The sequence below is a fragment of the Dyella sp. genome, from assembly GCF_035508675.1.
In the GTDB taxonomy this organism is placed as follows: domain Bacteria; phylum Pseudomonadota; class Gammaproteobacteria; order Xanthomonadales; family Rhodanobacteraceae; genus Dyella_B.
The window spans coordinates 1-3,968 of the sequence record NZ_DATJMN010000294.1 but is presented as its reverse complement, the minus strand read 5'-3'; the positions used below and the strand labels follow the sequence as shown (position 1 = coordinate 3,968).

3 protein-coding genes are annotated in these 3,968 nt (G+C 60.1%); all 3 read left to right on the top strand.

Features of this window, described 5'->3' with window-relative positions; translation table 11 throughout:
- The coding region (locus VMA74_RS15585) for an autotransporter outer membrane beta-barrel domain-containing protein (protein WP_325368575.1) at positions 1–1,624 on the top strand (1,624 nt) is incomplete at its 5' end.
- 364 nt (positions 1,625–1,988) lie between these two features.
- Positions 1,989–2,828: a hypothetical protein gene (locus tag VMA74_RS15580; protein WP_325368573.1), complete on the top strand. Its 840-nt coding sequence runs from the start codon at positions 1,989–1,991 to the stop codon at positions 2,826–2,828.
- Positions 2,829–2,876: 48 nt separating this feature from the next.
- Entirely contained in the window at positions 2,877–3,938 is a 1,062-nt protein-coding gene (locus VMA74_RS15575; protein ID WP_325368571.1) for a type IV secretion system protein, read from the top strand.
- Positions 3,939–3,968: the final 30 nt, after the last annotated feature.

The following is a 3,968-nucleotide window of genomic DNA, read 5'->3' as shown; positions in this document are numbered from 1 at the left end:
AGGGTCCGGCAGCGCGATCGACATGGCCGCGAGCTGGGGCACGTTTGCCCCCGGTAGCGTGCCTTCCTACAGCTTGCGTACCTTGCAGGTGGACAGCACCGACCCTGGCGGCGCCAGTGTGAATCTCTCCGACGGCGCGGTGTTTACGTTGCTAAGCGACATTCGCCATGCGCAGGCGGACAAGGTGGTGTTTGGCAGCGGCATCACGTCGTTCACCGCGCAGGGTACGCAAGCGGTCCGCATCGCTTACGACCCGGTGCTGGACGATGCCTCGTGGGTCAATGCCAATGCGATCCAGAAGGGTGTGACGATTGCCGCATCCAGCCCCATCGTGATCGTCGACGCCAGCGCCGCCGCCAACGGCACGGCCAGCTTCCTGGGGGTGAAGGGCCTGGCCAGCCAATGGAGCGCCAGCTACGAAAACGCGTTGGTGAGTTTCTCCTATGTGCCGCAAGTGAGCCTGAGTTCGAATGGCAAACAAATACTGCTGACCGGCATCGACATCCTCGGCAATGGATCGGGCAATACATCAAGCGGCGGTACGTCGGCGGCCAGTACGGGCAGCAGTTCCGGCACGTCGACCGGCACCTCAGGCAGCAGCGCCACCGGTACGGGCAGTTCAAGCAGCACGAGCACCGGTGTCGCAGTTGCCGACCCAGGCAGCCCATCGACCGGCAGTGCAGTCACTATCACGCCTTCGACAGGCGTGCTTACCGTCGGCGATGCCACGCTGGCCCTGGCCAATATCTGGGAGATGGAAGAACCGGCCATATCGCGCCACAGCGAAGCCTTGCGCATCGACGATGCGGCCACCGCGTCAGGCGTGTGGACCGACGTGGGCGGCGGTGATTTCGTCGGCAACAGCAGCGAAGGCGGCACGTATCACCAGAGTGCAACCAGCGCCTCGTTCGGGGTGGAGCGACCCAGCGACTTCGACGAAGGCCGTCACGTGGCGGGCCTGGTCTATACGCACACCCAATCCCACGCACAATTCCAGAATGGCACGGCCGCCTTGCGCGGCGACTCCATCGGCGCCTATGGCACCTGGATCTCCAACCACGACGTGTTTGCCGACGTGGTGGCCCGCGTCGGGCAGTTGAGCAACAGCTATTCATCCATGGATGCATTCGGCGCGGCGTCCGGCCGTTATCGCAGCATGGCGATCAGCACGTCGCTGCGCGTCGGCCGACGCTTCGAAGGTGCGCGCGGCGGCTATATCGAACCGCAACTGCAGGCTGCCTACGGCTCGATGGGCGCCAGCCATTACACCGCGAGCGATCAGGTCCGTTTCGATGTAAAGCAGAACCACACCTTGCTGACGCGCGCCGGCGTGCTGGCCGGTAAAACCTTCGTGCTGTCGTCCGGCGTTGCCGGCGATGTGTATACCCGCGTATCGGCCATCCATACGGCCGGCAACCAACCGAACATCACCGCATCGCTCGATGGCGGCTACGTGCCGGTGACGCTGCCGGCGCGCCACGGCACGGCCGGCGAAGCCGTGGCAGGCGTACGCGTGGCACTGGGTGGCAAGTGGAACGTGTTTGCCGAGGCGGGGGATACATCGCGCGATGGCGCCATTGCCGGGGGATGGCATGCGGCAGCTGGGGTGCGGATGAAGTTTTAAGTGGGGTGAGTCCCGGCGTTCATCTGCATGGTGGTGCTGGGATTGCATCCCAGCCTACGTGCTTGTGTAGATTCCAGCGCGTAGGTTTGGATGAAATCCAAGCATCGGAACCCACAAATGCTGGGATTTCATCCTGGCCTAGCTTTCCCCGCACCGAACAAGATGACGAAACACCACGCCTTCCCCTCGCACGCAATAAGGATTTTCCCGCCTAGCTTTGCTGCCATCTACTGCAACAAGATGTCCCCGCAGCAAAACCAACGGAAGGCTCGCGCCGGACCAGGCGTGGACGGCGTGCAGGATGTCATCGAATCCGCATGGCATGCCCCCGGCGAGCAGCCTCCCTCCGAAATGGGGAGCAAGCATGATCATGTTTCGCGTACGTCGTAGTGTCCTGGCCGATTCCGTGGCGCTGTTCGCTCCGTTTGCCATGGCTTGGCTCCCCCTCTCTCCGCGTAGCAAATTGGCTGCTATATCGATGCTGCTTTTTACCATGTGCCTGGCAACTAACCAGGCTCACGCGCAATGGCATGTCATCGACGAGGCTGCCATCGCCAGCAACGAAAAAAGCCAGGCGCAGCAGCTGGCCCAGCTGGTTTCGCAATACACGCAGATGGTCACGCAATACGAGTCCATGCTGACGTCGTTGCAGAGTCTCAATCTGAACATTATCTCCACCAACAATCAGCTGCCCCTGATTACCGACCCCAGCCAGCAGGTGAGCCAGGCGTGCCCGGGCGCATCCCTGCCAGGCATGGCACTTGGTGCCATCGGCATGGACCCGGCCATCGTGGACGGCAACATTGTCACGCAGCAACGCGCCATCTGTACCAAGATCGTCCTGCTGCAGGTGGACAAATACAACACTGTCGCCACCATGCTCAACCACATGAATGACTACTTCAGCGGACTGAAGAAGCTCGCCGAGACTACGGATCAATTGGTCGGGGCAGTGGAGCATGCCATCGGCAACCGCGAAGCCCTGCAAAACCAGACTACTCAAGCCCAGGCCTCGCTCGCCACGGAGATGGCCAACGTCGAACAGCGCCTGCGCGCCGTGGATGCAACCATCGAGACGCTCAATGAGCAGCAATCGCTGCTTGCCCATGTTGCCCTGAAAGGCAGCAACAGTACCGGCCCGAATGCGGTGGCCGGTCAGATCATTCAGGCAGCGGCCTTCTCCGCAGCGTTCGCTCAACATTGAAGCAGAAGGGTTGCCTGTGATCCGTGCCTATTTCAGAGCAGCATAGCCATGAATCTCACCAGCCTCGCCGATTACGCGTATTTCAGGCTGATCTACCACTGGATGATCGTGGAGATCAACAACCTGAGCCAGAACATCGTGCAGAACACCGTGCATTGGATCGGCGTTTATGCATTTATTCTGATTACGCTATGGATCATGTTCCAGGGTTATCGCCTTGTTACCGGCCAGATTCGCGAACCGGCCATGGTTCTTGTGACCAATGTGGCCAAGATTGCCCTGATCGCCACGATCGCCACCTCGGCCTCGTTGGTGAACGACGACATCCGCAGCTTCATCACCACGACCATGAGCGATACCATCAACTATATGGTCAATGGCTCGGATTCCTCGATGATCCACACCATCGACAAAAACCTCGCCTACACCCAGTTCGCCTACGCGGCCATCGATTCAGTACAGGTGCCTTTCGGCGACGCCGCCACCGCCGAGGAAAAGACCCGCTCCCTGTTGATCGCAACGCTTGGCACGGCGGGACCGCCCATGACCGCAGGCGCGATGCTTTTGTACTACCAAGTTGCGATGGCATTGATCACGGGCTTGGCACCGCTGTTCATCTTCTTTCTCGTTTTCGATCAAACCAAGGAATTGTTCCGCCAGTGGCTGATGTATGCCGTCGGCACGTTGTTCTCCATGGCCGTGCTCAACGCCATGGTGGCCATTGCGCTGAAAGCTACCATTAACACCGCCGAGGCCCTGTGGGCATCCAAGATCATCGAGAACATCACCAATACCAACGCGGAGGGCTTCAACAGTCAGGCGTTGCAGCAAGGCGGCGTAGGGCTTCTGATGACGATCTTGATTATCTCTGCGCCATATATGGGAGGGCAGCTGTTCAAGGGAACGCTGGGAACCTTCATGTATTTCTCCGGCTTCGGTGGCGGCGGCCAGGGTCGGCCGGGACCACAGGGACAACCGCCGGGGGCGCATGGTGGCGGGTATGTACCGTCGATACATCGTGATCAACTTGGTGTTGGAAGTCATGATCGCGCAGGTAACTTCAGCGCATCACCTATCAATCAACAACCCACCCCTACTAAGAGCCGCTAACAGTACTTGGTAAGACGCAGCGAAATATAG